Below are 24582 nucleotides of genomic sequence, written 5' to 3'. Positions count from 1 at the left end.
ACAGCGCATAAACTATTTGGAAAAAGCTCCTAAACGGGGGCTTTTTTTACTCATACTCTTCACAAAAGATTATCCTGCAAACCAAATATTCTGATGATCACACATGGGACTCAAATGCTTAATACGTAGATTTTCTTGCTCAAAATTACCAATACTTCCAGCAATATCTAATATGCCCCCTAAGCTGATCTGCTGACCTTTATAACTTAAAGTGTTTTTTTCAGCATCCCACTGAGCGCTATGTTCTGGAAAGACAATGAGTATATCTTTCACATAAAGACATCCTTGCTTGAACTCCAAGGTTCCTTTCAAGCGTGCTGAACCAGAGAAACCATCGTACTGATAGGCTGGGAGTTTTACAGCATTTGTACTGTCGTTTGCTTCTTGCTGGTGGCATCCTGCAACAAGGGCAAATACAACCGTGTAAAGCAATTTATTATTAATACCCAATTTTGTTCCTATAGGGATTTGCATATATTTGATAGTAATTGTCTAAAGTTGCATATCAATCTTTAGATTGTTAAAGAAGATTTCATTCTATTACCGCTCGAACTTAACATTTAAAGACTAAACTTTCTTATTCATAGGCTTATAAAACTTTGGATTATTATATTTTATTTATTTGTATATTGTTATCTTTTTCATAAGTGATTTGAGTCACGATATGGTGTGTCATCCTCCAAAATAATAGGGCCAAGAAACTTACACCTGCACCGAGTGCACACACGCCAAGCCAACCTGCATAAGCATAAGTCGCTGTTGTGCTGATTGCACCCAATCCGCTACCTACCGCATAAAAGAGCATATATAGACCAACAAGACGGCTATGCGCTTCTGGACGAGTACGAAAAATCATACTCTGGTTGGTCACATGCAGAGCTTGTCCGCCCAAGTCTAGCAATACGATGCCAATCACGAGTGCCCAGAGCGAGTAGGCCATGAGTGAAAGTGGGCCCCATGCGAGCAGTAATATTAACAGTGCCGCCAAGCTTGTGCGCTGAGCATATCCACGATCGGCCCAGTAACCCGCACGTGCAGCAGCCAAAGCACCAATCACTCCAACGAGTCCAAAAGACCCAATTACAATATGCGAGAAGCTATAAGGCGGGCCACTTAACGGCAGTACCAATGCGCTCCAGAAAATATTAAATGCCGCGAACATGAGTAAAGCTAACACACCGCGCACTTGTAGCACTTTTTCTTGGCGTAGTAGTTTTAACATAGAGGCTAGAAGCTGCGGGTAGCGCATGGCACTAGGTTGAATATTTAAATGAGGCAGACGTTTCCAAAGCGGCAATGCAATCATGAGCATGATGATGGCTGCGCAAAAGTACACGCCGCGCCAACCAGCCACATCACTAATTCCTCCTGAAAATACGCGAGCAAGCAGTAAGCCAATGAATACACCACTTTGTGCAGTACCGACTACATGTCCTTGCTCATGTGGGGCCGCAGCACTCGCAGCATAGGCAATAAGCCCTTGAGTCATGGCTGTGCCGAGTAAACCCACCGCAAGCATTCCTGCTAAAAGAATAATCGTAGAATGGGCAAAGCCAATTGCTAGCAAAGCAAATATTAAGGCTAGTAACTGTAAAGCCATTAATCGACGTCGATTGACCAAATCACCCAGCGGCACTAAAAAGATTAAAGCTAGGGCACAACCTATTTGAGTGGCGGTCACCACACCACCAATAGCGGCATGACTAACATTAAAGTCCTTGGCTAATATGTCGAGCAAGGGCTGCGCATAATAGACATTTGCTACGCTTGCACCACTAGCAATCGCAAATAGCAAAATTACGCCACGAGGCATGCTTGGAAGCGGTTTATCACTTTCGGCGGATGAAGTTGAAGATACAAGAGAAGCTTTCATTGTCCTAACTCTATTCAATCTAGTTTTAAAATGCAACTACTTGAATATTAGATCGACTGGTTTTAAAATGCAACTAGATAACTTGTTGCTGATGATTGGTTAGGAAACTCAATGGCGAACTCTACACTGATAAAAGATGAACCTTGTCCTGTTGCGCGCTGTGTCAATCTCATAGGAGATCGTTGGTCACTGCTTATTGTGCGTGATGCTTTTGATGGAATGCGCCGTTTTGGAGATTTTCAGCGGAGCTTGGGAGTGGCGCGAAATATTCTTTCAGATCGCCTAAAAAAGTTGGTAGATGCTGGTGTTCTTGAACTACAAGATGCTTCGGATGGCACGGCTTATCAGGAATATGTATTGACCAATAAAGGGGAGAGACTGTTTCCAGTGATTGTGGCTTTACGACAATGGGGAGAGCAAAACCTATTTGAAAGTGGTGAGCGCCATTCTCTGTTAATTGATAAAACTACAGGTCAGCAAATTCCATTTATGGCACCAGTCGCGGCGGATGGAACAGTGCTGAGAGCCTCTAATACTGAAGTGCAAAAGGTGAAATAAAAGAAGAGAAAACAAAAATAACCTTTTTTAACTTAAATTTGGGCAGATTAATTGATAACCTTGCGCGTCAAATTAAGGTGAGATTATGAGATTTATATTCCTCTTTATAAGCGCGATTTCAATTCAATGTTATGCAGCATCAGAAGCTATGGAACTTCATTACTGTGAAACTGTGAAAAAAGCAGCGAGTGGTGTGATGGATGCTAGACAACATGAAGTGCCCGCTAAAGAGTTACACGACATCGCCAATCATCTTGAAGAGCAACAAGCCAAACAACTTTATCAAGAGCTTATCAAATCTGCATATTCTTCAAAGCTATTTGAAGATCCTCTCATTAAGTCAAAAGCTGTCGAAAATTTTCAAACCACTTGGCATGAACAATGTTTGGCAAAAGAATTAGCTAAAAATATGTGAGTGTTAGGGGGAAATAGTTTATGGGTAGACAATAGAAAACTACCTAATTCTTTTGTGAATAGCTAATTTTCTACAGTATATAGCAAGTATCAAACAAGAAAATGAGTTTATAGAGCAAAACTATTTTCTATATTGATGCATAAAGATATGACTACATACTAAACCACCCTTGGGTGGTTATTTCATTTGAACTTAATATAGCCCGAAAGAGCTTATCTTATGGTCTAATTATAATTGGTCCGAACATACCTGTTTTAATTAAAGATTCCCATATTTTCTTTATTGTTTGTCCTGTTTCTTGATTAACAAATAAAGATGAACGTTTACCGTGTGGTGCTCCCAAAAAGTAAGAGCTCATGGAGTCCCATGTTTCTCCAACTTGAGCAGTTTTCCAGTTAGGTAATTCATTTTCTAATAACAATGGAACGGCAATTGATGCTGGGATTGTGCCATCCTTGCATAATGATTTTTGCCAGATACATCTTACAAGTATAGGTGTTGCACTTGATGAGTAAAGCTTTACATCTAGACGTTCTGCAGTTATGTCTGCAATTTCATTTAGATTTAGTTTAAGAACCGAATCTAACACTTTTTGTCCATCATCATAAGGACATGTGATAAATCCATTAGCGAAACAAACTGTATGATCTAAGCCTTGATACCCACATTCTTTACTGGGGGTTATAGTGTCATAATCTACTCTTTTATCACTTACTAAAGGGTGCCAACTTGGGTAAGTATAAATAACAGGACCTAATTCATCGAATAGGTCCATTAATTTTTCACGGCTTTTAGCTAGATCTTTAGAATCTAGATCAGTTAAATGAGAGAGTAGATACTTTTCAACCGAAAGACGTCCGTCTTTTGCTGCTTCATCTGCACGAAATGCCATAGTGTTGCCTTTTAATATTGAGAAATTCATAATATTAAAATACTATGCATGAAACAATTATATTGCGCATAATATTTGTGTTTTATGCTTAAAATATTGGAGTTATTAAATTTTTTTTAAATAGTACTTAATATTAATCCAAAGTGGGATATATTTATGCTAATGATTAAATATTATAAACCGTGACTTGATACGGTTCTTTTAAATAGTTCGATAGCAGAGGGGACTTCGCAGTTATGAATGTCAAGCCAAATATATTTAACATGGCTGGTGTGATTCCTCCTGTAAATGATATCGATGGAAGCAGTCTAAATAGATCGCCTTATATTATTTCTATAAGCCAGTTGATTGATCTTTTCTCTTTTACATCTGAAAGAGTGACTATCCTAAATGGATTGCTTGAGTATAGGGCTGAATTATATCGTGTGGGTATAGTTTCTGGTTATCAGTGGCTTGATGGCAGTTTTACTACAGATATAGAAATTCTTGAAAAGCGAGCTCCAAATGATATTGATGTTGTGACTTTTTTTTATTTACCTGACGGTGAAACACAGCAAAGTTTTTTACCAAAAACTGGAAAATTGCTTCTTACAAAATATACAAAAGCCAACTTTAAAGTGGATGCTTACCCTGTGATCCTTGGGCAGAATTTGACGCCCGAGCTAATCAGTAGGATAACTTACTGGTACAGTATGTGGTCACATCGCAAAGGTGATAATATATGGAAAGGCTTCTTTCAGGTTGAACTCTCTCCGTTAGAAGATGCGGCCGCCCTTAAAATCCTAAATAGCATGGAGGGATAGAGTGATGAATGCAATACTGTATACAAACCTTTCCTCTGAGGCTAACACCCTCAAAGAATTATTAAAAAATATTCCAGAGGAAAATGTCATAGATAGACTTGGCATACAAAGTAGGCTTGAAGAGGTAGAGCAAGAGTTACGTTGTGTAAATCCTTTTCATATTAATAAAAGAGCAAAGCTAACATTTAGAGGTCAACCTGTTGAGGGTAGTCAAGCTATATCGGCAACTTTTGCAGCTAAAGCGACTAAATTCTTCTCAGATGCTGTATCTGCTGTATCTGCTGGTTTAACTGGAAAATTAAACTTCAAAGGACCTGTTCCAGATAGTAGTTTAAACCAACTAATGATTACTGGCACCGCTATAGGCTCATTTGGCTTCGAATTTGAATTACCAAAGCCTGATAATTTTGATTTATGTCCTGAAGAGTCTATTGTCGAAAAAGCAGTTGATGATATTAGACAATTATTTGAATCAGCAGCTTTAGGGACGGATGATGAGTTGAATGATTTAGTGGAAGAAATCCACCCTAGAGCTGTATCAAAAATTTATGATTTTTTAAAATTTTTGGAAGAGCAAGATGCAAAATGTGGCTTGGAGTTCAATAATAAATTCTTTAGATTCAATGATAGAGATCAGTTGGAGAATGCAATCCATCGATTGGATGACAATAATATCCATGAAGAAATCGTGACTTTTAAAGGTTTTTTTCAAGGAGCTCTACCTTCTGCTCGAACGTTTGAATTCAAGACTGAAATAGAGGGTGAAATTATAAGAGGCAAAATTGGGAAGGATATAACTAATCCAGAAAAGCTTAATTCAGATTGGTTCCAAAAAGCAGCTCAAGTAAAATTTACTGTTATTCGTGTAGGTAATAGTCGTCCTAAATTTATACTTGAATCACTTGCAGATATTAAATAAATAGGAATTTTTATTTAATTAACCCGCGTTGAGCAAGTTTTGTTTGCTTAAAGAAGAAAGCACCCTAGGGTGCTTTAGCCAAGCGGTTCACTGCTGCTTGAATAATATCAGGTAAAAGCTCTTTTTTCGGACCTTCTCGGTCAGCAATAATTTTTACAATATTCTCACTATTTAGAATCCAACAATCACTTGGAATGAATTGGATCTGAGGTTTTCCATCAAAATGATTAATAGTTAAAAACATCCTTTTAAACTGCACCATTCTTGTAATCACTGCTCTTACAATCTCTTCTTCATTAAATTCTGGGCTGTCGGGTGTTACTCCTCCTAACCGAGTGATCTCTCTATGTAAGCTCCAGTAGTGGTCTATGATTTTATTGCAGATTTCTGATTCTATTAAATCAAAAGAAGAGGGCGTATCAGTTTGGATAGATACCTCATTTGTTTCTGTTGAGTATGATGTGGGTGCACCACACTTAGGACATGCATAAGCAAGATTGCTAAATTTTTTCTTACATTCTTTACAATTAATTAAGGCCATTTTTTCTTTCTTTAAAGTGGTTCTAGAACCTATAAATTTACTTTGAAATAGTTTCAGATTAATTTTTTTGGTTATGTCAGAATAATTTTAAATATTAGTTATTAAGATGCATTAGATAAGAAACAGTCGGGCGTAGCTGATTTTTTCTAATTGAGAACCAATAAAAAAACCACCTAATTCTTTCGAATTAAGTGGTTTTTAAATTTTGGAGCGGGAAACGAGACTCGAACTCGCGACCCCAACCTTGGCAAGGTTATGCTCTACCAACTGAGCTATTCCCGCAATGTGAGCACATTATAGAGTGTTTCATTAAAGTGTCAACACTCTTGTGATCTAATTGAACGTTTAATCAGCACGGCGCCAAACTGTACCTTGACGTGTATCTTCAAGTACCACACCTTGGTCGAGTAGAGACTGACGAATACTATCTGCTTTAGCAAAGTCTTTTGCTTTTTTCGCATCAACACGTTGTTGAATGAAATCTTCAATTTCCGCATCAGACAAAGCAAGCGCTTCTTGTCCAATATCCGATTTTAAGAAATCATCTACATTGTGTTGTACCAAACCTAAAATGTTGGTGAGGTGACGTAAAGTTGAATAAAGCACAGTCGCTTGGTCAGCTTGCTCTTCTTTTACGGCACGGTTTAACTCTTTGTTCAGTTCAAATAATACAGCCATTGCTTCAGCAGTATTGAAATCATCACACATTGCATTGTTAAAGCGTTCAATAAAGCTTTGATCAAGCGTTTCAGTTGTCGTTTGACCATACACTTGTTGGTAAGCTTTAAATGAATGGTAGAAGCGAGTTAAAGAAGTTTTTGCTTCTTTGAGTGCCACATCAGAGAAGTTCACAGGACTACGATAGTGTGAAGACACAATAAAGTAGCGGATCACTTCAGGGTGGAACTTCTCCATCACGTCACGAATCGTAAAGAAGTTGCCTAAAGACTTAGACATCTTTTCACCATCAACGTTAATGAAGCCAACATGCATCCAGTAGTTCACATATTGCTCACCAGTCGAAGCTTCACTTTGCGCAATTTCATTTTCATGGTGCGGGAACATTAAATCTGAACCACCACCATGAATGTCAAAGTGATTGCCTAAGCAGCAAGTCGACATTGCAGAACATTCAATGTGCCAACCCGGACGGCCATTACCCCAAGGAGATGCCCAAGACGGTTCATTTTCTTTGGCATGTTTCCAAAGTACAAAGTCAAAAGGATGTTTCTTTTCAACTTCTACATCTACACGCTCACTCGCACCAGCTTGCATATCATCAAGCTTACGGCCAGAGAGGCGACCATATTTTTCAAATTTGGTCACTTCAAAATAAACATCGCCGTTTGAAGCAGGGTACGCAGCGCCTTTATTCACCAAATTGCCAATCATATTTTGCATCTGGTCGATATATTCAGTTGCTTTAGGTGCTTCATCAGGAGCTAAACAGCCTAGGTTCGCTGCATCTTCATTCATTGCATCGATGAAACGAGTGGTGAGTTGTTGGATTGTTTCACCATTCTCATTCGCACGTTTGATGATTTTGTCGTCAATGTCGGTAATGTTGCGAATGTAGCGAACATTCCAGCCCTGACTACGTAAGAAACGAATAATGTAGTCAAATGCAACCATAACTCGAGCATGCCCGATATGACAGTAGTCGTAAACGGTCATACCGCAGACGTACATATCGATGTGACCTTCTTTGCGAGGTACAAATTCAACTTTTTTTCGTTGCTCAGAGTTATATAAAACAAACGGTTGCATAAGGGTTTTCAAACACTCAACAAAAACAGTGTTACATCATAACTGATGCATCATTTTTCACAAAGGTTTATGCAAGAATTTTATAAGCTTGTGAAATCTTATACATTTAAAAACGTGTAGATGATTGAGTTATGTTAGAATGCCCCCAAATCTTTTGATTAAAATCACCGATCTTCACAAGAGATCAGATCAATTATTTTGAGTCAAACTCGTATGCCCAATCCTACAGATTTCCAAAGCAGCGCATTAGCAACATTGCGTATTGAGCAACAAGCCTTAGACGTGTTAGCAACACAAATTGGTGACAGTTTTAACCGAGCTTGTGAAATATTGTTACAGTGTAAAGGCCGTGTTGTGATTACTGGCATGGGTAAGTCAGGGCATATTGGCCGTAAAATGGCTGCTACTTTCGCCTCAACTGGTACACCATCTTTCTTTATGCATCCGGGTGAAGCTGGACATGGCGATTTGGGAATGCTGGTTCGTGGGGATGTTTTAATTGCGATTTCCAACTCTGGAAAAAGTGATGAAATTATGATGTTGATGCCACTCATCAAACATCTTGGCGTTCCTCTTATTACCATTAGCCGTGATGATAAAGGCCCAATGCCACAAAATGCTGACATCGCTTTAACTTTAGGGGAGTCTGACGAGGCATGCCCATTAGGTTTAGCGCCTACGTCGAGTACGACAGCAACTTTAGTATTGGGTGATGCACTGGCTGTCGCTTTACTTGAAGCACGTGGTTTTACCGCAGATGATTTTGCTCGTTCGCATCCAGCAGGTGCGTTGGGTAAACGCTTACTTTTACATGTAAAACATCTGATGCATACAGGCGATGAATTGCCAAAAGTTTCACCAGATACACCAATGAATCAAGTGCTTTATGAAATCTCTAATAAACGTTTGGGCTTGACAACAATTGTAGATGAACAAGAACATTTGCTTGGTATTTTCACCGATGGTGACTTGCGCCGTTTAATTGATAAACAGCAAGGTTTCGATGTGAATTTGCCTGTTTCAGAAGTGATGACAAAAAAACCATCAACGATTTCTCAAGAAGCACGTGCGGTAGAAGCTCTACAACAGCTTAACCTGAAAAAAATTAGTCAGTTTGTGGTGGTAGATGACCAAAACAAAGTGATTGGTGTAATTAGTATGCATGACCTTATTCAGGCAGGGGTAAATTAATCAATGGCATCTTATGCATTGTTAGAACAAGCACGTCATTTACAGGCATTGGTTCTGGATGTTGATGGTATTTTGAGTGATGGCTTCGTAACCTTAACCAATAGTGGCGATGAAATTAAATCATTCGATATTCGTGATGGTTTAGGAATGAAGCTTGCACAGCAAGCCGGCATGAAAGTCATCATTATTACAGGCCGAAAAAGTAATATTGTTGAAAAACGTATGTCTGATTTAGGCGTAGACCTCGTTTTTCAAGGCCGTGAAGACAAAGGCTCAGCACTTCGTGAAGCTTGTGCGCAGTTTAATATTTTGCCGTCTGATTGCTTATATATGGGTGATGATTGGCCTGATTTATCTGCTTTTGCAATCGCAGGTATGAGTGTTACTGTGCCAAATGGTCATGAAGAAGTACGTCGCCGTGCGCATTTGGTTACGCAGTCGATGGGTGGGCGTGGTGCTGTGCGTGAAGTCTGTGATATGTTGCTGATCGCAAAAGGCATTTACCAAGAACTTCTTGAAAAATATCTTGCAGTACCGCATTAATAATAAGATTACTTAAAAAGGTAGGCTATTCCTGCTCATGGATACCAGAGTTTTATCAATTGTTGCTGTAGTGGTTGCTGCTATAAGTGGTGGTTACTACTACTATAGTGGCAAGGCAAAAAAACTAGACATTGGTTCTGCGAAGAATATGACATATTCAGCGCAGGGCGTCCATTTGACTCAAACTGATGATCAAGGCAATTTGTATATCCGTGCTGAAGTTCGTCAGCTTGAACAGGATATGCAACAAAAAACATCAAAGTTGGATCAACTTAATGCCTCGATGTATAAAGATGGCAAAGTTGATGCGACATTCTTTGCAAAACAGGCAAATGGTTACGATGATAACCGTAAAGTTATTTTATCGGGTGATGTGGTCGCAACTAAACTGGCGCCACAAGGGAAGATTGAATTCCAAACTGATGAGTTAACTGGATATCCAAAAACCAGAGAAATTGAAACCGATCACCAAGTGGTTGTTCAATCTCCGCAAGCCGAGTTTGTCAGCAAAGGGTTAAAAGCTAATTTGAATAATGGTCAGTACGAATTTTTTAATATTCGAGGAAAGTATGCACCAAAGTCTTAATTTAAAACGTTCTTCAGCTTTCCTAAAACAAGCTGCGGTAATTACATTCGTTGCTTTATCATCTGCTTCGACTTTTGCTTTACCGTCTGACCGTAATCAACAAATTTCGTTAGTGGCAGACCGTGCAACTTATAATGAGAAAACGGGTTTAACGACTTATACTGGTAATGTCGTGATTGAACAAGGTACGATGAAGCTTCAAGCCGATTCAATTGTTGCTACGCTAAACTCTAAACGTGAAATTCAAACGATTACTGCCAAGGGTAGACCGTCTAAATTCCAACAGCAAATTAGTGCTGATAAGGGCGTTGCACGAGGCGAGGGTCAAACCATTGTTTATAATGCAGATACAGGCATTATTACTTTGACTGGTGGTGCATATCTATATCAAGATGGTTCAAGCATCCGTGGTAACTCATTGAAATATAGTATGAACAAAGGAGATGTTGAAGCTCAAGGTTCTTCATCAAATCGTGTTCAAATTATTATTCCGCCATCAACTTCAAAAAGTTTCCCAGGAGCGCGTGACTAATGCAACAAGCTCTTCAACCCCAAACTTTGTGTATTAAGCACTTAGCAAAAAACTATAGTAAACGTTGGGTCGTCAAAGACGTATCTTTTAGTATGCAAAGTGGACAGATTGTTGGTTTGCTTGGCCCTAACGGTGCAGGAAAAACAACAAGCTTCTATATGGTTGTTGGGCTAGTGCGTATGGACAAAGGTGAAATTCACCTTGATGATCTTGATATGTCCGATTTGGCAATGCATGAACGGGCACGTAAAGGAATCGGATATCTTCCGCAAGAAGCTTCTATCTTTAGAAAGCTGACAATTGCTGAAAATATTATGTCTATTTTAGAAACACGCAAAGATTTAAATAAACAACAGCGCCAACAACGTCTTACTGAATTGTTGAATGACTTTAAAATCAGTCATATTAAAGATTCATTGGGAATGAGTGTGTCTGGTGGTGAGCGTCGCCGTGCTGAAATTGCACGTGCATTGGCTGCTGATCCTAAGTTTATGTTACTTGATGAACCGTTTGCCGGTGTCGATCCAATTTCGGTAGGCGATATTAAAGATATTATCCAGACCTTAAAAGATCGTGGTATTGGTGTGCTTATCACAGACCATAACGTACGTGAAACTTTGGCGATCTGTGAACGTGCATATATTGTGAGCGAAGGTGCGGTAATTGCAGAAGGCACTCCACAAGAAATTCTGGATAACGAACAGGTACGTAAAGTCTACTTAGGTGACGATTTTACAGTTTAAATAAAAAAGTTAATCTATTTGGCTAAAAAGAGGTCAATGCTTCTTTTTAGCTTTTTTATATTTAATTATTAAAAAACAATAAATTACACGGTTCACTTGATGAAAAAATAATGTGTGAATTATTCCTGCATTTATGCTTCTTTATGCAAAAAAATATGTAGAATGTAAAAGCTTTTAAACGATAACAAACAAGATCAACAAGACAAGCATGATTGGATATAACCAGAGAAGAGTAAAAAGGACATGTAAAAAGCCAGCTTTCCTGAAAGGGTTGATGCTTTTAACTTCACTGCATGTACCTATGGTGATATATGCCGCTAAACCAAGTGAGCAATATCACACATTAAAAGACAACTTATCACAACTTTTTGCCCCTAAAAGTAGTGATGAATTTAAAGTCGCTAAGATGCAAGAGTTGAGTAATTTTAGGCTAGATCGTTCAAGAGTGCAGGAGTTTCCGACTGTTCAACTCAATGATAGAGCAGCTTCATCTTATTCAAATTTGCCATCAAGGAAAATGACTCTGCAGGAAGCGGTGAAAATCGCCATCCAGCGTAACCCTGATATTTCCCAAGCCATTTCAACTTTAGCTGGCCAAAACGCCGGTATTGATGTTGCAAAGGCAGGTTACTATCCTCAAATTTCAGGTGGTATTACCACGGGTGACTTGAGCAGTGGTGAGCGTGGTCGGCAGTTATTGACTTTAAACGCAACTCAAATGCTTTATGATTTTGGTAAAGTCAAATCAGGTGTATCGGTTGAGAAAGCCAAACTTCAAGTCGAACAGGCGAATGTGTTGGTCAGCATTGACGATATTGCACTTGATGTGGCTCAGTCGATTATCAATATTCAGCGCTATCTCCAATTAAATAAAATTGCCGAGCAGCAAATTGCAGGTATTCAGCGAATTCAGGAAATCGCTAATTTACGTGCAAATGCTGGTATTAGTAGTCAGGCTGACCCGATCCAAGCTCAATCTTATTTACAAGCTGCGCAGTCCGGCTTGATTGCACAGCAATCTTTATTACGTCAGTACCAACAACATTTAAGAACATTGTTGGGTGGTGATGTTTCACGTACAGGTTGGATTATTTCAGATGATTTGGTGAAAGTATCTGATCTATATGGTGAACCTGAGTTTAATACCATTCCAAAAATGATCGCAGCACAAGCGGGCATTGAAGAGGCTAAAGCTCAAAAGGAACAGACCCGTTTAACACGTTATCCAACTTTGGCAGTGAAAGGCTCTTTGAGTCAGGCCATTAATGGAAAAAACCCAAACAATGATGAAGACGACGGTTTATATAGTTCCATCATGCTTGAGGCCACCAGTCAGTTTTATCAAGGTGGGGCAGTTTCTTCTCAGGTAAAAATGGCAAGTTATGCAGAGGAAGCCGCTAAATCTAAAGTGAATTCTGTGTATCTGGATGTGCTCGATCAGATCAGAACCAGCCGTGAGCAAATTGAAAATAAACAACGTCAAATGCAGGTTTTAGCAAACCGCCAAGCGACAACAGTTCGTACACGCGAACTCTATCAAGAGCAGTACAAACTCGGTACCCGTTCATTGGTTGACTTATTGAATGCTGAACAGGCGATTCATAGCGCCAATTCAGAACTTGAAACTGCACGTTATGACATCTACAGCAGTATTGTTCAGTACATTGCAGCAACAGGACGTTCCCGCCAAGCTTATGACTTAAATAATATTTCAATTCAGGGGTTCGAAGTACAACCATGATGACAAAAATAAATTACCAGCCCTGGTTACAGGCGGTCTTAACGATTGCTAAACATTATAGAATTGAGCCTTCAGAAGAAAGAATTCGTTTACAACTTGACTGGAACCAAAATCAAAACCTTGATGATGTTTTGCAGTTAATGACACGTCAGGTTGGACTCAATTTACGTAAAGTACCTTTTTCATTAGATTTACTTAATCCGTGGCGTTTACCTGTCATGGTCGAGTTTAATGACGGACAAGTTGGTGTAATTGATAAGGCCGATACTCAAGGAAATGTCAGTATTCAGTTTAGTGGAGATCACGGCCTTTCCCAAAATTTAAGCTTAGATGTCTTAAAAACAACAATTAACAATGTCTACATCCTACGTCCTGAAACGTCTATTCCCGATGCGCGTATTGACGAATATATCAAACCATACGAAGCAAGCTGGTTCTGGTCGATTGTTTTAAGAGACTGGAAACGCTACGTTGATATTATGTTTGCCTCACTGATTGCCAACGTATTGGCACTGGCAACCATTATTTTCTCAATGCAAGTGTATGACCGTGTTGTTCCATCTCAGTCTATCCCGACTCTATGGGTGCTGGCAGGTGGTGTACTCATTGCAGCACTTTTTGAGTTTACCTTGCGTATATCACGGGTGTACTTATCCGATATTATTGGTAAACGTGCTGACTTACGGGTGTCTGACCGTGTATTTGGTCATGCATTACGCATCAAAAATAAAGACCGTTCAAAATCTACCGGTAGTTTTATTTCCCAGATTCGTGAGCTCGAAGGTGTGCGTGAGCTGGTGACTTCAACCACCATTAGTGCAATTGCCGATTTCCCATTCTTTTTCTTGTTCCTGATCATTTTTGCGATTATTGGCGGGAAACTGTTTTGGGTAATGTTGCTGGTTGTGCCACTCATGCTTTTGCCGGGTATTCTGGCACAGAAGAAGCTAGCGCAACTCGCACAAGAGGGCATGAGAGAATCTTCAATCCGTAACGCCATTCTTGTTGAAGCGGTACAAGGTATTGAAGACATTAAGCTATTACGTGCTGAGTCTCGCTTCCAAAACCAGTGGAACCACATGAACGAAGTTTCAGCCGATATCGGGATGAGACAGCGTAAAATTGTTGGCACCTTAATGGCATGGACTCAAATGCTTCAAGGTTTGACCTATGCAATTGTGGTGTTGGTAGGATGTTTTGCCGTGATGGAAGGTGAAATGACTACAGGTGCGTTAGTAGCTTGTTCAATTTTATCTTCACGTATGTTGGCACCGATTGCTCAAATTACAGGTGTGTTAGGACGTTTACAGCAAGCAAAAGTCGCAAAACAAAGCCTTGATGAACTCATGCAACGTCCGATCGATCAGGCAGATCGTTCGCATCTGGTACACAAAGCAGTTTTAAATGGCGATTACGAATTAAAAAATGTCTTATTCCAATATGGCGAAGAAGACCCAAAACCAAGTTTGGCAATCCGTCATTTAAAAATTCGTGCTGGTGAAAAAATTGCCATATTAGGGCGTAACGGTGCAGGTAAATCAACACTGCTCCAGCTTCTATCTGGTATGCAAGTTCCAACTCAAGGCGCAGTACATTTAGATGGTCTCGATCTTTCATTAATTGATCCATCTGATGTACGTCGTGATATGGGTTTACTTAACCAGAATGCGCATCTTTTCTACGGTACGATTCGTGAAAACCTCACTTTAGGTGCGCCGCTTGCAACGGATGAAGAGATCCTTCGTGCGCTAGTAGTGACTGGTGCATTACCTTTTGTTCAAGAGAAAAAAGAAGGGCTAGATCACCTGATTTTAGAAGGTGGTGTTGGTTTCTCTGGTGGTCAGAAACAAGCGTTGTTACTGGCTCGTCTATTGATTCGTCAACCTAACATTTTATTGTTAGACGAACCGACAGCAGCCATTGATGACGTGGCAGAGAAACAACTGATTGATCATTTAAAAGGTTGGCTGGCGCATCGGACCTTGGTCGTTGCGACCCACCGCCGTGCTGTATTAGAACTTGTAGACCGTATTATTGTCGTGAACGAAGGCAAAATCGTGATGGACGGTCCAAGAGATCAGGTACTCAATCAATCAACAGCCCAACAAAAACAAGTGAGCCAAGGGGGTAATTCATGAGCGAACCACAACAAGAACAACAACTCACCCGTTCAATGAATGTCTCTTATAGTGAGCCACCCTTACCTCGTGCCAGTTTAGTGATCTGGATTGTGGGCATTGGCTTGGTTATTTTCTTTATCTGGGCGTGGGTATTTAAACTTGAAGAAGTTTCTACTGGTACAGGTAAAGTCATTCCATCTTCTAAAGAACAGGTCATCCAGTCTTTAGAAGGCGGTATTTTAACCAAGCTGAATGTACAAGAAGGTGACATCGTTCAAAAAGGCGAAATTCTTGCACAGCTTGATCCAACCCGTTTTGCATCAAATGTCGGTGAATCAAAATCTTTACTGATCTCTGCTCAAGCGACAGCAGCGCGTTTACGTGCGGAAGTAAACGGTACACCTTTGGTTTTTCCTGAAATTGTGATGAAAGAACCAAAGTTAGTACAAGAAGAAACTGCATTATATCGCTCGCGTCGTGCTGATCTTGAACAAACGCTTGCAGGTTTAAGACAGGCGTTGCAACTTGTGCAACAAGAACTGGCGATGACAGAGCCTTTGGTTGCTAAAGGTGCAGCAAGTGAAGTTGAGGTTTTACGTTTACGTCGTGAAGCAAATGATTTGCAAAACAAAATGAATGATGCGCAGAACCAGTACTATGTGAAAGCGCGTGAAGAGTTATCTAAAGCGAATACGGATAGCGAAACGCAACAGCAAATTGTACTGGGTCGTAGTGACAGTTTAGATCGCGCAGTGTTCAGAGCACCGGTGCGTGGTGTCGTCAAAGAAATTGCAGTCACTACTCGTGGTGGTGTTGTTCCACAAAACGGTAAATTGATGACCATTGTACCGATTGATGAACAGCTGCTTATTGAAGCACGTATTTTACCGCGTGACATTGCCTTTATTCGTCCGGGACAAGAAGCACTGGTTAAAATCACTGCCTATGACTACTCAATTTATGGTGGTTTAAAAGGTAAGGTTACGGTTATTTCACCAGACACGATTCGTGATGAAGTGAAACAGGACCAATTCTATTATCGTGTTTATATCCGTACTGATTCCGACAAACTTTACAATAAAGAAGGTAAAGCGTTTGGTATTACACCGGGTATGGTGGCAACAGTAGATATTCGTACTGGTCAAAAAACAGTACTTGATTACTTACTTAAACCATTTAATAAAGCCAAAGAAGCGCTACGAGAAAGATAATAAAAAAAGCCCCGAGATTCGGGGCTTTTTTTATAGGTTTGATTCTATTAAATTCACGTTATAATTTGATTTTTATTGTGCTTTATCTTATTTATGGCTTTTACGATTGCATCACAGATTACATTTGAAGAAGAAATTAAAAAAAGTAGATTTCAGGCGATCGCTGCGCCAGTAGAAAATGAACAGCAGGTTAAAGAATTTTTAGAATACAACAAGGATATCTCGACCACTCACCAATGTTGGGCTTGGAAAATTGGGCATAACGTACGCTTTAACGATGATGGTGAACCGTCAGGAACAGCAGGCCGTCCAATCTTGGCGACTATTGAAGGGAATGACCTGACGAATATTATTGTGATGGTTAACCGCTGGTATGGCGGTATAAAACTGGGAACGGGTGGCCTTGTTAGAGCATACGGTGGCTGTGCTGGACAATGTTTATTATTGGCTGAACGTATTGAACTCATTGCAAAGAAGACGATTCACTTTTCTTGTCATTTTAATGAGTGGGCGATATTTCAATATGAACTGAATCAACAACAGATTGAATATCAGGAAACCTACACGGCAACAGGGGTAGATATCGAAGCGAGACTACAGATACATCAAATTGAACCGCTCGCCTTAAAACTCAGAGACGTAACACGTGGTCGTGAAGAATTAAAAATTGAAGAGGAATTAACAGATGACTGATTCCTTACTGAAATATCGTGAGCAACATAAGCACCGCTTAAACTATATGCCATGGTTATATTGGAGTTTAAAACCTAAAAACCGTGCTTGGGCTGAAGAGTGGCAAAAGGAATATCAAGCTTATTTAATGGATATGGAAACTGTCGAGATTGGTGAAAATTGTTTTATTTCACCGCTAGCACATATCTTTGCTGAACCAGGCCGCAAAATTATTATTGGGGATAATAGTTTTATTGCGGCTGATTGCACATTGCATGGACCACTCGAAATCGGCAATGAAGTCGCGATTAACCATCATTGTATTTTAGATGGGGGACGAACGGGCATAAAATTGCATGACCAAGTCCGTATTGCCGCGTATTGTCATTTATATGCATTTGACCATGGGATGCAACTAGACCGTCCACTTTACCAGCAGCCAGTTACGTCCAAAGGAATCGAAATTGAGCAAGATGTTTGGTTGGGTGCACATGTGGGGATCAAAGACGGTATTAAAATCGGTAAACATGCTGTAGTCGGGATGAATAGTATGGTGACTAAAGATGTTGAGCCGTACCATATTGTCGGCGGAAATCCCGCAAAATTTATTCGTTTAAGAGAATAATGCAGTCTTAAGAATGTAATAAAATGTTTGATCTTTAAACAAAAAAGTTGATTTTTATACATAAACCTTAACATACCAATTTTTATCTATGTTAAGTTAAAGCTAAGTTTTAATAATAATCTCCAAGGCAATAGACCTGAAGAAGAGAGGCTAACATGAACCGTGTTATTGCGTGTATTGACTCATCACCGTGTATTAATGCTATTGCTGATGCAGCAGCATGGGTTGCTAAAGCAACCGGACGGGAACTTGTATTATTACAAATTCTGGACTATTACCCAGCCAGTTATCATCTTGGTGAAATTAGTGGGGTAATCGGCTTTGAAAGCAATGCAATGCTGCTAAAAGAGTTAGCTGAGCTAGAGCAAAAACAAAGTGAACTCGCGTTAGATTATAGTAATAATTTACTCCGCCATATTTCTGATCTTATTCAAGAAAAACACGGAATTACCAGCTCAAAAATTCAAGAAAAAGGTGATTTTTTAGAACAAAGTTTTAATCTCTTGCATGAAAATGACATCGTTATTTTAGGTCGAGTCGGGGAAAGAGCAGCCGAGAAACATAAACCAATCGGTAGCAATGTTGAAAACTTCATTCGTGGTGCAAATTGTACTGTTTTGACCATTGGTGAAAACTTTAAAGTGCCAACACGATTTATATTTGCTTATGAATATTCGCCAACTTGTCAAAAAATGATGCGCCGTATTGCCCAAAGTGACTTATTGCGAACACTGCAATGTCATTTGGTGTATGTAGGTGATCATCCAGAAATATTAAATGAACCAGAACATTATCTTAAACAAGCGGGCCTAGATGTAGTCACCGTTTACCGTTATGGCGATGTTGCACAAAATATTTTAGAGTACCAACAAGAACACGGTATTCAAATTATTGTGTTAGGGGCATTTAGTCATAGCAAAATTCATCAATTCTTCTTGGGAAGTATTGCGACAACTATATTCCGAAATGCGACTGTACCATTACTTGTGGCTAAATGATGAGATTTGCATATAGTTATCCGCAAATCTTGTGGATAACTATATGGAAAAGCAACAGTAATAAAAGTAATTAATTGATTATAAATAATAAAATAAAAAAGATGATTTTTTAACCATTATTTCACAATTGCAATTGCGAAGCCATCATGACCTTTTGAGCCAACTGTTTGTAAGGCTGTACAAGACAAGATTTGCGGATGATTTTCTAAGGCTTTAAACATTTCACGGATGCCTTCAATACTCGGTTTTTTATTGTCAGGATTTAAAATATCACCTGCGCGAATTACATTGTCGAGTACGATAATCGTACCTGATCTTGAGAATTTCAGACTCAATTCTAAATATTCAGGATAACCCTGTTTATCTGCATCAATGAAAATAAAATCAAAAGGCTCGATAGATTGAGGATCAATTGCAGAAAGGATATCTGCAGCACGGCCAGCTCGAAGATCAACTTTTACAGGAAGATTGGCATGATCGATATTTTTCTGTGCCATTTCTGCGTGAGTAGCACGGCCTTCTATGGTGAGTAAGTAACCGTCTTCAGGTAGGGCACGGCCTAACCAGATGGTACTATATGCAGCAAAGGTTCCGATTTCTAAAACTCGTTTGCATTTATTCATTTGAATAAGCATCTGCAAGAACATTCCTTGGTTAGGAGCTACTGCAAGATGATTTGAAAAGCCGTGTTCGTCGGTATTCTTTAATGCATATTCAAGTCGCGGGTCTTCGGGAATTAAATGTGAATCGATATATTGGTCAATGTCTGTCCACATCTGCTGCATAATCAAATTTACCTATATGTTGATCGGGCTATTTTAAACATTTATGCCTAGAGTGCAAAAATCTTCGGTTCAAGAAATTTTGGTTGATTGGGAAATGAACAATAAAAAAACTCCTTTCAGTTGAAAGGAGTTTTTTATTAGAAATTACACATCGAACTGTTTCGGGTGAGGTCAGGTCCCCAAGTACGATAGCCTTGAGTATCAATATGAATCTGCCCTGAACTATATAGACCAATACCCATATTTAAGCTTTGACCATGCTGAGCCCAGAACTGACAAAGTTTAAACTTGGTATTTTCGATAAATGCATAATCTTGAGCTTGTGGGAACTCAGGACCAATACGGAAATCGATTGCCGAGTTAAATAAATGTTTAGATGAGCTTGCGCCGCCTGCACATTCATTTAAAGGTAAATCTCGGTAAACCGAGGTCACTTCAAAGTCGGTAAGAACTTTTGCTGCTACTAAATATTTAAATACGCGTAGGGTAGATAAAGAATTTCCCCATAGCTCGCGATTAGGTACAGCATATTCAGAGCGGCCACATTTTTGCCAATCACGTGCTGAACGTAATAACTCAAAGCTTGGCACAATGCCTGCGACGTTATTTCGGGTTAAGAATTTTTCGTATTCACGAACACGTTGGTAATTTTCACCAGAACTTAACCAACTTCGATAAGATGCAGGCTCAACTTTAGGGGGAATTGGGCGCTCGATAATAACGCGCTCTTGTGGAATAAAGATTCGTTTACCACTTGGAGAGGTTTTGCCTGTTGTTGTGTGTTGGGGAGAGCTGACACAACCTACCATAACCGCTGGGATTATGCATAAGGGCACCAGACTCTGCAAAAACTTCCGCATAAGAAAAATTAAGCACTTATAAATATTGCGGGTATTTTAATGCAAAACAGTGCACAAATTACGAGGAATTTGCAATGAAATGTTTGAATAGGGTATAAAAAAAGATCAGCGATTGCTGATCTTTTTGAAATTACTTTTCAAGATATTGTAATTTATCAGGTTTGCCGTTCCATTCTTCACGGTCAGCTGGCTGATCGCCAATTTGAGTAATGTTAGGCCATTTTTGGGAAAGTTCAGCATTTAATTCAATAAATACTTCTTGACCTTCAGGTAACTCATCTTCAGAGAAAATTGCATTTGCCGGGCACTCTGGTTCACATAATGCACAGTCAATACATTCATCCGGATTAATCACTAGGAAATTCGGACCTTCGTAAAAACAGTCTACAGGACAAACTTCTACGCAATCTTGGTATTTACATTTAATACAATTTTCAGTGACAACAAAGGTCATGGCGACAGCTACCTAAAAAATATGGTTTCATTTCGAATAGCTTATTTTAGGCAAAAAAGGGGTAAACAAACAATTGCTTTTATTGATATTCTTTATTCATGCATATGAAGATAAGTTAATACGTTGATAATCAAACATATCTTATAAACTTAGTAGAGCGTAGTCTATAAAATTAAAATAATAATATATTTTATAAAACAATAACTTAAAAAATATTTTATTTAATTATTTAGATGTCATTTAAGTCAAGGCATCTATTTTAATAAATACCTTAACTTTTCATTTTTTGTTTTACAAATTTTGATTTACGGCTTTTTTGCTTAGAAAACCTTAAATTTTTAGAGCTAAAGCTTACATAGTAAATGAATATCTTCAGGTTCGAGCTGCCAAAGTTGTTGATCTGGAGCACTTAACGGTTGCGCGCCATGCTTCATATAGAAGTCTACAGTGCGTCGACTTGGGGTTGCTGAAATATACAGTTGATTTGCACCGAGTTGTTTAGCGGACTCTTTTGCGGCTTGCATTAGCTTGAAGCCAATGCCTTGACCTTGTTGGTTTGCATCGACATAGAAATAATGGAGTAATTTCGCTTGGGGGTAATTCGCTATAAGTTGATTTGAGACTACGCTTACACCAACTAGTTTTTCTGTGGCATCAAATGCGCCTACAAATATTGAACCTTGTTCAAAGAGCTGTTTTAGTTTAGGTGGGTCATTTTCTAGATGGTATGAATCCCAATTTTGTACATCAAAAAAACAATCAACCAATTCTAGCTTTTGCTGTTTTTGTATGTAGTTTTGAGTAATTAATTCACGGCGGCTAATCTGCTGCCAAATAAGATCAATTTCTGAACTTTGCAAAGATCTTAAGATCATATAAATATTATTCTCCGATATGAATAAGCAGACCTAAGCCTGCTTATTCGGAAGTGCTTTATTAAGATTTGAGTGCAGCTTTCAGCTCGTAGAGTTGTTCAAGTGCCTGACGAGGCGATAAGTTATCGACTTCAATTTGCTTAAGTAAATCTAGAGCAGGGGATGAAACTTCGATCTCGACAACTTTCTCTATGATTTGTGAACCAGAGTTTGCATCTGGTGGAGCAAACAAATCATTTTGAAAGCTGGTTTGTAGATGTTGCTGCTGCTGTTTTTCTAAAATGCGTAAACGCTTCTGCGCTTCTTTAATAACATTGGCAGGAATACCCGCTAATTTTGCAACTTGTAAACCATGACTTTGACTTGCAGGGCCTTGCTGAACTTTATGTAATAAAATCAGATTGCCGTTCAGCTCTTGCGCCGTGACATGATAGTTATCAATTCCTGCTTCACTACCAAGTTCGGTCAACTCAAAATAATGAGTCGCGAATAAACATAAACATTTTACGCGCTTGGTTAAATCGACCACACATGCCCATGCTAAAGATAAACCGTCATAGGTACTGGTTCCGCGGCCAACCTCATCCATTAACACCAACGACTGATTTGTAGCATGGTGCAGAATTTGCGAAGTTTCAGTCATCTCGACCATAAAGGTTGATTTGCCTGTAGATAAATCGTCGGCTGAACCAATACGTGTAAAAATTCGGTCAATTGGACCAAGTTTGACGGCTTTAGCCGGAACATAGCTACCGCAATAAGCAAGTAAACTGATTAATGCCGTTTGGCGCATGAAGGTTGATTTACCGCCCATGTTTGGACCGGTAATAATGGCCATGCGGTGCTGAGCATCAAGGAAAGTATCATTTGGGGTAAATGGTGCTTTATTTAATGCTTCAACGACAGGATGACGACCAGCCTGAATTTTAATGCCCGTTTCCGGGGTAAATTCAGGGCGCGCCCAATTGTTTAAACGTGCTTGATGAGCAAAGTTTGCAATGACATCAATTTGAGCAATTGCTGAACTCATCATTTGTAGGTGAGCGATATTTTCGCGAAGGTTTTCAAGCAAAGCTTCGAATAGTGCTTTTTCACGTGACAGCGCACGTGACTCGCTCGACAGGACTTTATCTTCAAAACTCTTAAGCTCAGGGGTAATGTAGCGTTCAGCATTTTTTAAAGTTTGACGACGGATATAGTCGGCTGGCGCTTGTTCTGCTTGAGCACGAGTGAGTTCAATGTAGTAACCGCTTACACGGTTATAACCGATTTTAAGGGTATTAATCCCTGTACGTTCACGCTCTTTAATTTCTAGATCAATTAAGAATTGACCTGCATGATCACGAATTTGGCGTAATTCATCAAGCTCAGCATCATATCCTTCTGCAATTACATTGCCATCACGAAGTAATACCGGTGGGTTTTCAACAATAGCTGCCATTAAATGCTGATGAAGCGCTTTGAAGTCTCCAAGTTCTTCATCTAGTTGAACTAATAATTTAGATTTCTTCGCTTGAATGACTGGAGTTAACGCCGTTCTTAAAGCTGGAATTTGTGCACATGCATGGCGAAGTTGTACCAAATCACGTGGTCGCGCACTGCCTAGCGCAACGCGGCTAAGCACACGTTCAATATCACCAATTTCTTTAAGCACTAAACGAACTGGGTTTTCGTGATATCCCTGAATGAGTTGCTCAATCGCATCTAAACGAGCATCAAGCAATGCAGTATCACGTACAGGTTGCATTAGTGTGCGGCTTAATAGACGGCCACCCATTGCAGTTTGGCAATCATTTATCAGTTGAAATAATGATGTTCCGTGTTCAAATAATGGTTCAATAATTTCTAAGTTGCGACGTGTAATTGGGTCGAGCGCAATAAAGTCGGTACTTTGTTCAAGTTGGATTGAACGAATATGCGGTAATGCAGTTTTTTGGGTTTCTTTTGCATAGTGAATAAGTGCAGCGGCAGCAGCTTTGGCTAAAGGTAATGGGTCTAAACCAAAACCTGAAAGGGTTGATACCGTAAACTGGTCACATAAGGTTTTTTGTGCATTATTTAGGTTGAAGTCTACATTTGGACGTTTAGTAACAGGGCAATCTAAATGCTTTTTAATTTGTTCGATAATATTGGTGTCGACCAAATCTTCATCAATCAAGATCTCACTTGGCATTAAACGCGCAAGTTCAATAGGTAATTGTTCTGGCTTGTAATCTTGTTGTTGAACTTTAAAAATGCCTGCACTTAAGTCGAGTAAAGCAAAACCGATCTGGTTTTGATGAATGCACAATGAAACGAGATTAGATGATTGATAACTGCTGAGTAATGCATCATCAGTTAATGTACCCGGGGTCAGAATACGAACAACTTTACGTTCAACAGGGCCTTTGCCTGTTACTTCTCCAACTTGTTCGCAAATAGCTACCGTGCGCCCAGCTTTAACAAGACGCGCCAAATAACCTTCTGCCGAATGATAGGGAACACCTGCCATTGGAATAGGTCGGCCACTGGCTTTGCCACGATGGGTTAAGGTAATGCCTAAAAGTTTGGCTGCTAAATGAGCATCTTCAAAGAAGAGTTCATAAAAGTCACCCATACGGTAGAACAGCAACGCATGTTGATAGTCCGTTTTAACTTTGAGATATTGCTGCATCATAGGTGTGTGAGAAGATAAGTCAGCCATGATTTCAGCGCTATTCATGCGTATTAAACCCTTAAAAAATCAGTAATATTTTACGTTTGGTCATCTAACCAATTTCAAGTCTTTTAAAAATGAATGTCATTCAAGAAAAGAACACAACTGGATGAACTTTGAAAATTGGCATCCATAGTATAAAGCGAATTGGAGTCACTCCAGATGTGTAATGGTAACAAATTT

The 24582-nt window shown here is 39.4% G+C and carries 25 protein-coding genes and 1 tRNA gene; 15 read left to right on the top strand and 11 right to left on the bottom strand.

Going from position 1 to position 24582, the window contains the following annotated elements:
• Positions 1 to 69: 69 nt before the first annotated feature.
• Both AC52J8_RS11920 and AC52J8_RS11915 read right to left on the bottom strand, forming a co-directional pair.
• The gene (locus tag AC52J8_RS11920) at positions 70 to 474 is read right to left on the bottom strand and encodes a hypothetical protein (protein ID WP_086400077.1); all 405 of its coding nucleotides are present in this window, start codon (positions 472 to 474) and stop codon (positions 70 to 72) included.
• A gap of 133 nt (positions 475 to 607) precedes the next feature.
• Entirely contained in the window at positions 608 to 1873 is a 1266-nt protein-coding gene (locus tag AC52J8_RS11915; RefSeq protein ID WP_086400076.1) for an MFS transporter, read from the bottom strand.
• A 111-nt stretch (positions 1874 to 1984) separates the two neighbouring features.
• Here AC52J8_RS11915 and AC52J8_RS11910 point away from each other — a divergent pair, with 111 nt between their 5' ends.
• Positions 1985 to 2431 (top strand): winged helix-turn-helix transcriptional regulator, encoded by a 447-nt coding sequence (locus AC52J8_RS11910; RefSeq protein ID WP_033850501.1) that lies wholly within the window; start codon positions 1985 to 1987, stop codon positions 2429 to 2431.
• Between the two features lie 85 nt (positions 2432 to 2516).
• Positions 2517 to 2846, top strand: a complete 330-nt coding sequence (locus AC52J8_RS11905) for a hypothetical protein (protein ID WP_001210983.1) — start codon at positions 2517 to 2519, stop codon at positions 2844 to 2846.
• A gap of 217 nt (positions 2847 to 3063) precedes the next feature.
• Here the strand turns inward: AC52J8_RS11905 and AC52J8_RS11900 are convergent, their stop codons facing one another.
• The gene (locus AC52J8_RS11900) at positions 3064 to 3738 is read right to left on the bottom strand and encodes a hypothetical protein (protein WP_086400075.1); all 675 of its coding nucleotides are present in this window, start codon (positions 3736 to 3738) and stop codon (positions 3064 to 3066) included.
• A gap of 236 nt (positions 3739 to 3974) precedes the next feature.
• Here AC52J8_RS11900 and AC52J8_RS11895 point away from each other — a divergent pair, with 236 nt between their 5' ends.
• The gene (locus AC52J8_RS11895) at positions 3975 to 4541 is read left to right on the top strand and encodes a DUF6932 family protein (protein ID WP_086400074.1); all 567 of its coding nucleotides are present in this window, start codon (positions 3975 to 3977) and stop codon (positions 4539 to 4541) included.
• A gap of 4 nt (positions 4542 to 4545) precedes the next feature.
• Positions 4546 to 5460: a hypothetical protein gene (locus AC52J8_RS11890; RefSeq protein ID WP_086611680.1), complete on the top strand. Its 915-nt coding sequence runs from the start codon at positions 4546 to 4548 to the stop codon at positions 5458 to 5460.
• Between the two features lie 64 nt (positions 5461 to 5524).
• Here the strand turns inward: AC52J8_RS11890 and AC52J8_RS11885 are convergent, their stop codons facing one another.
• From AC52J8_RS11885 to cysS, 3 genes are all read right to left on the bottom strand, one after another.
• Positions 5525 to 6001, bottom strand: a complete 477-nt coding sequence (locus AC52J8_RS11885; protein ID WP_086400072.1) for a hypothetical protein — start codon at positions 5999 to 6001, stop codon at positions 5525 to 5527.
• 206 nt (positions 6002 to 6207) lie between these two features.
• Positions 6208 to 6283: transfer RNA gene (locus tag AC52J8_RS11880), tRNA-Gly, on the bottom strand.
• A gap of 63 nt (positions 6284 to 6346) precedes the next feature.
• Complete coding sequence (cysS, locus tag AC52J8_RS11875) at positions 6347 to 7768, bottom strand: cysteine--tRNA ligase (protein WP_086400071.1); 1422 nt, start codon at positions 7766 to 7768, stop codon at positions 6347 to 6349.
• Positions 7769 to 7981: 213 nt separating this feature from the next.
• On the opposite strand from cysS, the gene AC52J8_RS11870 reads away from it, so the two are divergent.
• From AC52J8_RS11870 to AC52J8_RS11820, 11 genes are all read left to right on the top strand, one after another.
• The gene (locus AC52J8_RS11870; RefSeq protein ID WP_002122342.1) at positions 7982 to 8959 is read left to right on the top strand and encodes a KpsF/GutQ family sugar-phosphate isomerase; all 978 of its coding nucleotides are present in this window, start codon (positions 7982 to 7984) and stop codon (positions 8957 to 8959) included.
• Positions 8960 to 8962: 3 nt separating this feature from the next.
• Entirely contained in the window at positions 8963 to 9502 is a 540-nt protein-coding gene (locus AC52J8_RS11865; protein WP_002122322.1) for a KdsC family phosphatase, read from the top strand.
• Positions 9503 to 9539: 37 nt separating this feature from the next.
• Positions 9540 to 10088 (top strand): LPS export ABC transporter periplasmic protein LptC, encoded by a 549-nt coding sequence (gene lptC / locus AC52J8_RS11860; protein ID WP_005070181.1) that lies wholly within the window; start codon positions 9540 to 9542, stop codon positions 10086 to 10088.
• Complete coding sequence (lptA, locus tag AC52J8_RS11855) at positions 10072 to 10620, top strand: lipopolysaccharide transport periplasmic protein LptA (RefSeq protein WP_002122334.1); 549 nt, start codon at positions 10072 to 10074, stop codon at positions 10618 to 10620. The genes lptC and lptA overlap by 17 nt, the downstream gene beginning before the upstream one ends.
• The gene (gene lptB / locus AC52J8_RS11850) at positions 10620 to 11363 is read left to right on the top strand and encodes an LPS export ABC transporter ATP-binding protein (RefSeq protein WP_002122331.1); all 744 of its coding nucleotides are present in this window, start codon (positions 10620 to 10622) and stop codon (positions 11361 to 11363) included. The genes lptA and lptB overlap by 1 nt, the downstream gene beginning before the upstream one ends.
• Before the next feature lie 274 nt (positions 11364 to 11637).
• Positions 11638 to 13104, top strand: a complete 1467-nt coding sequence (locus AC52J8_RS11845; protein WP_496538789.1) for a TolC family protein — start codon at positions 11638 to 11640, stop codon at positions 13102 to 13104.
• A complete protein-coding gene (locus AC52J8_RS11840; RefSeq protein WP_086400070.1) occupies positions 13101 to 15242 on the top strand; it encodes a type I secretion system permease/ATPase in 2142 nt (713 codons plus the stop codon). Before AC52J8_RS11845 ends, AC52J8_RS11840 begins: the two co-directional genes overlap by 4 nt.
• A complete protein-coding gene (locus AC52J8_RS11835; protein ID WP_017399974.1) occupies positions 15239 to 16435 on the top strand; it encodes a beta-barrel domain-containing protein in 1197 nt (398 codons plus the stop codon). Before AC52J8_RS11840 ends, AC52J8_RS11835 begins: the two co-directional genes overlap by 4 nt.
• A gap of 93 nt (positions 16436 to 16528) precedes the next feature.
• Positions 16529 to 17128: an IMPACT family protein gene (locus AC52J8_RS11830; RefSeq protein ID WP_032003907.1), complete on the top strand. Its 600-nt coding sequence runs from the start codon at positions 16529 to 16531 to the stop codon at positions 17126 to 17128.
• Positions 17121 to 17732 (top strand): DapH/DapD/GlmU-related protein, encoded by a 612-nt coding sequence (locus AC52J8_RS11825; RefSeq protein WP_086400069.1) that lies wholly within the window; start codon positions 17121 to 17123, stop codon positions 17730 to 17732. The genes AC52J8_RS11830 and AC52J8_RS11825 overlap by 8 nt, the downstream gene beginning before the upstream one ends.
• 155 nt (positions 17733 to 17887) lie before the next feature.
• On the top strand, positions 17888 to 18730 hold the full coding sequence (locus AC52J8_RS11820) for a universal stress protein (RefSeq protein ID WP_002115820.1): 843 nt from the start codon (positions 17888 to 17890) through the stop codon (positions 18728 to 18730).
• Between the two features lie 116 nt (positions 18731 to 18846).
• On the opposite strand, the gene AC52J8_RS11815 is transcribed toward AC52J8_RS11820, so the two are convergent.
• The 5 genes from AC52J8_RS11815 to mutS form a co-directional block, all read right to left on the bottom strand.
• Positions 18847 to 19515: an O-methyltransferase gene (locus AC52J8_RS11815; RefSeq protein ID WP_002115787.1), complete on the bottom strand. Its 669-nt coding sequence runs from the start codon at positions 19513 to 19515 to the stop codon at positions 18847 to 18849.
• 137 nt (positions 19516 to 19652) lie between these two features.
• Entirely contained in the window at positions 19653 to 20375 is a 723-nt protein-coding gene (locus tag AC52J8_RS11810) for a D-Ala-D-Ala carboxypeptidase family metallohydrolase (RefSeq protein ID WP_005802595.1), read from the bottom strand.
• A gap of 130 nt (positions 20376 to 20505) precedes the next feature.
• Positions 20506 to 20829 carry a ferredoxin FdxA gene (gene fdxA / locus AC52J8_RS11805; RefSeq protein WP_002051033.1) on the bottom strand — a complete coding sequence of 108 codons (324 nt, stop codon included), beginning with the start codon at positions 20827 to 20829 and terminating at the stop codon, positions 20506 to 20508.
• Positions 20830 to 21173: 344 nt separating this feature from the next.
• The gene (locus tag AC52J8_RS11800; protein ID WP_086400068.1) at positions 21174 to 21704 is read right to left on the bottom strand and encodes a GNAT family N-acetyltransferase; all 531 of its coding nucleotides are present in this window, start codon (positions 21702 to 21704) and stop codon (positions 21174 to 21176) included.
• A gap of 61 nt (positions 21705 to 21765) precedes the next feature.
• Positions 21766 to 24405 carry a DNA mismatch repair protein MutS gene (mutS, locus tag AC52J8_RS11795; RefSeq protein ID WP_086400067.1) on the bottom strand — a complete coding sequence of 880 codons (2640 nt, stop codon included), beginning with the start codon at positions 24403 to 24405 and terminating at the stop codon, positions 21766 to 21768.
• Positions 24406 to 24582 lie beyond the last annotated feature (177 nt).

This window comes from Acinetobacter sp. S-1, from assembly GCF_059579785.1.
This window is presented reverse-complemented; position numbering and strand designations above follow the sequence as displayed.